General features: G+C 70.6%; 9 protein-coding genes. 2 read left to right on the top strand and 7 right to left on the bottom strand.

Annotated features, from left to right (window positions below; genetic code table 11):
* On the top strand, positions 1 to 719 hold a 719-nt coding region (locus tag N5096_RS02580), incomplete at its 5' end, for an RNA-guided endonuclease InsQ/TnpB family protein (protein ID WP_267662773.1).
* A gap of 11 nt (positions 720 to 730) precedes the next feature.
* Here N5096_RS02580 and N5096_RS02585 read toward each other — a convergent pair.
* From N5096_RS02585 to N5096_RS02610, 6 genes are all read right to left on the bottom strand, one after another.
* Positions 731 to 1,045, bottom strand: coding sequence for a CGCGG family putative rSAM-modified RiPP protein (locus N5096_RS02585; protein WP_267662774.1), 315 nt, complete (start codon positions 1,043 to 1,045; stop codon positions 731 to 733).
* A gap of 8 nt (positions 1,046 to 1,053) precedes the next feature.
* Positions 1,054 to 1,722 (bottom strand): helix-turn-helix domain-containing protein, encoded by a 669-nt coding sequence (locus N5096_RS02590; protein ID WP_267662775.1) that lies wholly within the window; start codon positions 1,720 to 1,722, stop codon positions 1,054 to 1,056.
* Between the two features lie 72 nt (positions 1,723 to 1,794).
* Positions 1,795 to 2,361 carry a halocyanin domain-containing protein gene (locus N5096_RS02595; RefSeq protein WP_267662776.1) on the bottom strand — a complete coding sequence of 189 codons (567 nt, stop codon included), beginning with the start codon at positions 2,359 to 2,361 and terminating at the stop codon, positions 1,795 to 1,797.
* 129 nt (positions 2,362 to 2,490) lie between these two features.
* Positions 2,491 to 2,712 carry a DUF2249 domain-containing protein gene (locus tag N5096_RS02600; RefSeq protein ID WP_267662777.1) on the bottom strand — a complete coding sequence of 74 codons (222 nt, stop codon included), beginning with the start codon at positions 2,710 to 2,712 and terminating at the stop codon, positions 2,491 to 2,493.
* A 109-nt stretch (positions 2,713 to 2,821) separates the two neighbouring features.
* Positions 2,822 to 3,352, bottom strand: a complete 531-nt coding sequence (locus N5096_RS02605) for a DUF7998 family protein (protein WP_267662778.1) — start codon at positions 3,350 to 3,352, stop codon at positions 2,822 to 2,824.
* Positions 3,349 to 3,624, bottom strand: a complete 276-nt coding sequence (locus tag N5096_RS02610) for a DUF2249 domain-containing protein (RefSeq protein ID WP_267662779.1) — start codon at positions 3,622 to 3,624, stop codon at positions 3,349 to 3,351. The genes N5096_RS02605 and N5096_RS02610 overlap by 4 nt, the downstream gene beginning before the upstream one ends.
* A 135-nt stretch (positions 3,625 to 3,759) precedes the next feature.
* On the opposite strand from N5096_RS02610, the gene N5096_RS02615 reads away from it, so the two are divergent.
* Positions 3,760 to 5,154: a hypothetical protein gene (locus N5096_RS02615; RefSeq protein ID WP_267662780.1), complete on the top strand. Its 1,395-nt coding sequence runs from the start codon at positions 3,760 to 3,762 to the stop codon at positions 5,152 to 5,154.
* A gap of 346 nt (positions 5,155 to 5,500) precedes the next feature.
* Here the strand turns inward: N5096_RS02615 and N5096_RS02620 are convergent, their stop codons facing one another.
* Positions 5,501 to 5,755 carry a hypothetical protein gene (locus N5096_RS02620; RefSeq protein ID WP_267662781.1) on the bottom strand — a complete coding sequence of 85 codons (255 nt, stop codon included), beginning with the start codon at positions 5,753 to 5,755 and terminating at the stop codon, positions 5,501 to 5,503.
* Positions 5,756 to 6,318 lie beyond the last annotated feature (563 nt).

A 6,318-nucleotide genomic window follows, 5' to 3' on the forward strand; every position in this document is an offset into this window, starting at 1 on the left:
ACCGAGAACCGCCCGACCCGCCTGAGAATCCCGAGAAGTGCGTCGGAATCGATGTAGGGATTCTCACGTATGCCCACGACACGGACGGAACCGCCGTCGGGTCGCTCGATCTCTCCGACGAACGTGACCGCTTGGAGCGCGAGCAACGGACGCTCTCGCGGAAGGAACACGGGTCGAACAACTACGAGAAGCAACGACGGCGCGTCGCGGAGTGTCACGCTGACCTCCGACGGAAGCGCCGTGACTTCCTACACAAACTCTCGGCGTACTACGCGAGGGAGTACGATCTTGTGGCGGTCGAAGACCTGAACGTGAAGGGGATGATGGAGTCGCCGTCGAACAGCCGCAATACGGCGTCTGCCGCGTGGCGAACGTTTCTCTCGTTGCTCGAATACAAGTGCGAACGAGAGGGGACGCACTTCGTCGCGGTCAGCCCGAGAGGAACGACCAAAGAATGCGCGGCGTGCGGCGTCTCGACGGACAAGCCGTTATGGGTCCGTGAACACTCCTGTCCCGCCTGCGGGTTTGAGGCGGACAGGGACGCGAATGCGGCGTGGAACATTCTTTCTCGCGGCCTCGAAGACGTAGGAGTGGGACACTCCGAAGGAACGCCTGTGGAGACTGCGCTCCCTGTGGATACGTTGGTATCTGCAAAGCGCGTCGTAGAAGCAGGAAGCCCTACCCTCAAGAAGCGAACGGCGTCAGCCGTGAGCGAGTAGGGTAGGGTAGTTCACACGACGTCCACGCGGGTGACGTGACCGCCGCAGCCGCACCGCTCGACGTACTCCGGGTCGAGGCCCTCGCGCTCCTCGCGGAGCGCGTCGTAGAGGAACTCCTCGGGGTGGCCAAGCTCGCCGTGGGTGACCAGGTTGACGTGGTTGCCCGCGGTCGTGTGGTTGACCGCGGCGAGCGCGTCGCGGACCGCCAGCCGGGGGTCGTCCGCGTACTTCGGCTCCTCTAAGTTCGCCGACCAAGAGTTGTCGTGGACTCGGTCGGTGATCGGTTCGGCCGTCTCGTCGTGGTCGTGGTCGTCGGTGGTGGTCATGGGGGTGATCAGGTGTCGGCGGCCGCGGGCTCGGCGTCGAGGGGTCGGCTGGGGAGGTCGTCGACGAACTCCCGGACGACGGTCCGCTCGACGCGCTGGAGCGTCTCGCTGCAGGTCGATTTGGCGATGCCGACGTGCTTGGCGACCTCCGTCAGGGTGGACTCGCGCGGGACGTCGTAGTAGCCGAGGTCGACGGCCGCGAGCAGGAGCTCCCGCTGCCGGTCCGTCAGCAGTCGGGCGGGGTCGACGCGCTGACGGACGCGTTCGACCTCGAACTCCAAGCCGAGCTCGCTCAGCCGGCGCCCCATCTCCGCGACGCGCTCGTGTTCGCCCGTCACCTCGACCTCCGCCACGCCGTTCTCGATGTCCAGCGGCATCTCGATCGGAAGCCCGGAGCGCTTCGCGGCCAGCAACAGCAGCGGCGCGTCGGTCTCCAGCCGCACCGTCGCGACGCCGTCCTCCCGCGCCATCACTGACACCGACCTCAACGCGTCGTGGGCCTCCATCGCCGACAGCGCCGCGTCGACGTCGCGGGCGGAGACCCTGACGAGCGCGAAGCCGGCGCTCTCGCCGGGGACCGCGGTGAGCACGCGGAACCCCGCGTCGGGGAACTCGCGCGAGACGTCGGCTATCCACGGGCCGTCCGGCAGGTCGACGAGGAGGCGTGCTTGGGGCATCGGTGTGTCGGTGATCGGGGTGCGTTCGCGATTCGATTCAGCTCGGTCCGGTTCGGTCTCGGTCGCCGGGGGTCACTCCACGTAGACGACGCCTTTCATCCCGATCGCCTTGTGGGGGGTACAGACGTAGCTGTGGACGCCGGACTCCTCGAACGTCTGCTCGAAGGTGTGGCCCTCCTCGCCGACGGTCTCGCTCTCGAAGTTCCCGTCGGATCCGGACACGTTGTGCTGGCCACCCTCGCCGGTCCACTCCCAAGTGACGGTCGTTCCGGTGGACACCGCGACCGCCGCCGGGCCGAACGCCAGCCCCTCGCCGGCGCCGACCTCGACGGTCACCGACTCGGAGCCGGTCGCGTCGACCGTCCGCTCGTAGTTGTTGGCCTCGTCGAGGAACCCGCCGTAGTCCGGCTCTTCCGAGAGGAACTCTTGCTCGCCGCTGCCGCCGTCGCTGCTGTCGCCGCCGTCGCTGCCGTCGCTGCCGTCGCTGCCGTCGCTGCTGTCGCCGCCGTCGCTGCCGTCGGTTCCGTCGCTCCCGTCGCCCCCGTCTCCGCCGCCGCTACAGCCGGCGAGCGCGGTGGCCGCGCCGAGCGCCGCAGTCGTTCGAACGAACGTCCGCCGGTCGAGTGTGTGTCGGGTCATGCGCCTCGACGTAGGGTAGTAGGGGGAATATCTTCGGCGGGGATTCCCAAACTGTGGGGGAGCAAGCCGAACTGTTCGGCTCGGAGTATGACAAGGTCCCACGGGGATAGCGGCGCTCGCCCTCGCCGTTCAGGCGTGCGCGATGGTCACGTGCCACTCGTCGTCGGCGATCCGTTCGGTCTCGTGTTCGAAGCCGCGGTCCGCCAGCACGTCGTACAGCGGGACCGGCTCGAAATCGTTCACGAGGCGTAGATGTTCGTCCGGGCCGAGCCCGTCGAGCGCGTCGCTGATAGCCGGGAACGGCGGGTCGTCGCGCTCGCGCACGTCGAGGACTGATTCGGCGTCGCTCATGTCCGAACACACGCGGCGTTCGGGCATGGGCGTTCGCGGGAACATGTTCGACTGACGGGCCGATCCCCCCGGTTCGGTCGGTCGCGGACCGGACCGCCGCCGCGACCGTTCAGAAGGGACTCGTCGGGCCGCTCCCGCTACCGTCGTCCAGCGCGTCCGCTCTATCGCCGACCGCGGGGGCGGCGTCTCCCGATTCGAGCCGTTCGAGTCGGTCGTTGACGGCTGCGCTCCCGTTGAGCGAGGGGTCGACGCGGACCCGAACCAGGTCGTAGCCGTGGTCGTCGACGGCGTCGAGCGCGCGGAAGGCGCCCACGGCCAGCGGCTCCGCCTGCGGACAGAACGCCGTCGTCGGGGTGAACTCGGCGCGGAGCGTCGCGGGGTCGTCGCCCTCCTCCGCGTAGCGGAACCCCGCGTCCGTGTGCCGCGGGTCGAGGTTGAGCCGGGCGAGGTTGTAGCCGAACGTGGCGTCGTACACGCCGTGCTCCTCGAAGGCGTCCCTGGCGCGCCGGTGGACCGCGACGTGCTCGTCGCCCGCGAGGACGTCGTGGTCGGCGAGGAACTCGCCCGGCTCCGGGACGTGTTCGGGCACGAACTCGCCCGCGTCGTCGAACTCGGGCTCGGAGCCGCCGAGGAGGCTCATCGGTCTCCCTCCCCGGTCCAAATCGCGGTGACGACGCCGTCGTCCGTCTCGGCCGTGTCGTGCGCGTAGCCGCGGCCCTCGAGCTTTGGGAAGAGGAACTGCGGGACCCGGTCGTTGCGCTGGACGAGCACGGTCTCGTCCGGCAGGTCGGCGAGCAGTTCGAGCGTCCGCCGGAGCGGCTCCGGCGGGCCGAGGTCGGCGACGTCGAGCGTCTCGACCGGTCGGTCCGCCGGCGCGTCCGTCTCCTCGAGGGCCGTCGTCCGATGTGGCATGGGCGGGGGTTCGCTCTCCATGCGCCCGTCGTTTACCCCGAACGTGTTCGTCGGGGTCGCCCGCGCGGCCCACATTTATAAACCCCGAACGGGTTCGGGGACGACCACAGGGGCGCGCGGCCCCTCCGTACACACATGCGAGGCGTCCCCGGCGATCTCACGACCTCGACGCGCCCGCCGACCACGGTCCCGCTCCGCCACTTCCTCGTCGCGCTGGCGTTCCTCGTCGCCGGCGCGACGCTCGCGCTCCTGCGCGCTGCGGGCGTGGCGGGCTCCGGAGCCTCGCTCGGCGGGATCGCGGCGACGCACCTCCTGCTCGTCGGGTGGGTGTGCCTGACGATCCTCGGCGCGATGACCCAGTTCGTCCCCGTCTGGTCCGGCGTCGAACTCCACTCCGAGCGGCTGGTGACGCTCCAACTCGCCGCCGTCGCGGTCGGCGTCGGCGGCTTCGCCGGCGGGCTCTGGCTCGGTCGCCCGGCCGACGCGGCCCTCTTCGCGGGGCTCATGCTCGTCGGCTTCGCCGCCTTCGCGTACAACCTCGCCCGGACGCTGTGGCGCGCGCGCCCCCTCGACGTCACGGAGCGGCACTTCGCGGTCGCGGTCGGCTTCCTCGCGCTCGCCGCGGCCCTCGGTGGGAGCCTCGCCGCCGACTACCGCTGGGGCGTGCTGGCCCCGGTCGGCGTCTCCCGGGTCGCGGTCGTCGGCGCGCACGTCACGCTCGCCGTCCTCGGCGCCGTCGTCACGACCGTGTTCGGCGCGCTCTACCAGCTCGGACCGATGTTCACCCAGACCGACGCGCTCCCGGTCGAGGACCGGCTCGCGCGCGTCGAGACCGCGGCGTACCCGCTCGGCGTGGCTCTGCTCGCCGCCGGGCGGCTCGCGGGGATCCCTCTCCTCGCGACCGTCGGCGGACTGCTCGCCGCCGGCGGCGCGGCGGTCGCCGGCGGGATCCTCCTCCGGCGGCTCCGCGACGCGACGGCGGCGGGGACCCCGATGCTCTCCCGGTACGCGGTCGTCGCTCTCGCGACGCTCGGGTGGAGCGCGACCGCGGCCGCGGCGTGGGTCGTCGACCCCCTCGGCCCCGCCGCCCGATTCGGTCACCCCGCGGTCGGGCCCGTCCTGCTCGGCGCGCTCGTCGGGTTCGTCGTCGTCGGGAGTCTCTACCACGTCGTCCCCTTCATTGTCTGGCTCGACCGGTACGCCGACCGGGTGGGGTTACAACGGGTGCCCGCGATCGACGACCTCTACGACGCCCGCGCCGCGAGGGTCGACCTCGCCGCGACCGTCCTCGGGGCCGGGCTCCTGCTCGCGGCCGCCGTCTCGCCGGTCGCCGCGTCGCTCGGAGGGCTCGCCGGTCTCTCCGGGGACCTCGCCCGGATCGTCGGCGGCGCGCTCGTCGTCGGCGGGGCCCTGCTGTTCGCCGGCAACATGGTCGCGGCCGTCGTCCGACACGGCGGCGCCGCGATGCTCGGCGGGGCCGAATCGGCGGAGACGGCCGAGCCGGGCCCGTCCGACGCCCCCGATCGCTGACGGCGATCGACGGCGACCTCTCCGAGGCTGAGGACGAGCGACAGTCCGACCGCGGCTTCCGGAACCCGCCCAAGCGCGACCGACGGGGCGAGAGCGACGCTCCCGCTCGCAGCCGGCCCATAGCACCGGTGACGAGGCTGGGGAGGCGTGAGGTGCCGTGCGGTCGCTGGCGGGGGGAGCTCAGGGCTGGGCTCTGGAGGTCTCCACCGCAGATCTGCCACCCATTTATAAATAGCCGCCGGCAACGCCTCTCTCATTTATAAATCACTCATCTACCGCCGCGATACACCCGTCTCCGCTACCGCCGCGATAGACTCGTCTCCGCGACCGCTCGCGGGCGACGATATCAGCGGTCGCCGCGCCGCGTCGACAGGGGAGCCCGATCGGCGAGGACCGGGTCGTACATGTCCGGGCCGGACAGCCGCCGGAGGCCGACGACCAGCGTGACGGTCATGATCGCGAACAGCCCCGCGAGGGCGAGGAAGAAGCCGGTCACGCCGACCGTGACGAGCGAGGCGATCCCGAGTAGCTCCCCGCCTATCGCGGCGAGGAGGGAGAGTAACGTGAGTCCGAGCAATCGGTCCTCCGTTTCTGTGGTCATACATCCACTTGGGACTGGACGCGGTTAAGCCGCGCCCGACACCTGCCCTTGTGCCTCACGCTGCCACGGACCACCGACACCATCGTCTCCCGCTCGCCTGCCGCAGCGGACGTCCGCGGAAAAGGGGCGTCGAATCGCCCGAGCGAGACGCCGGACCGCCTCGGCGACGGTCTCAGATCCGCTTCGACCGCAGCGCGACCGCCGCGACGCCGACGCCGAGGACGACCCAGCCGCAGAGGACGACCACGAGCACCCCGACGGAGAGCCCGCTGCCGTCGAGCGCGGCCGCGAGCCCGGCGCCGCCCGCGTCGGCGGGCGTCTCGTCGCGCTGTTCGTCGGCTCGCGCCGTCGGCTCGTCGCTGTCGTTAGCTGACTATAGGCGCTAAGCCCCCGTCCTCAAGGAGCGAACGAAGTGAGCGAGTAGGGCGGGGATACAGCGCCGTCATCGTTTTAGTTTCACTACACGGCATAGCGTTACTACCCCTGCGATCAATGTCGGTAGTACGATGCTCACCACGCTTCCGGTGGTGTTCAAGCGCGAGAAGAAGCGCGCACCCTCGGTT

The organism is Halorubrum yunnanense (assembly GCF_026586675.1).
Taxonomy (GTDB): domain Archaea; phylum Halobacteriota; class Halobacteria; order Halobacteriales; family Haloferacaceae; genus Halorubrum; species Halorubrum yunnanense.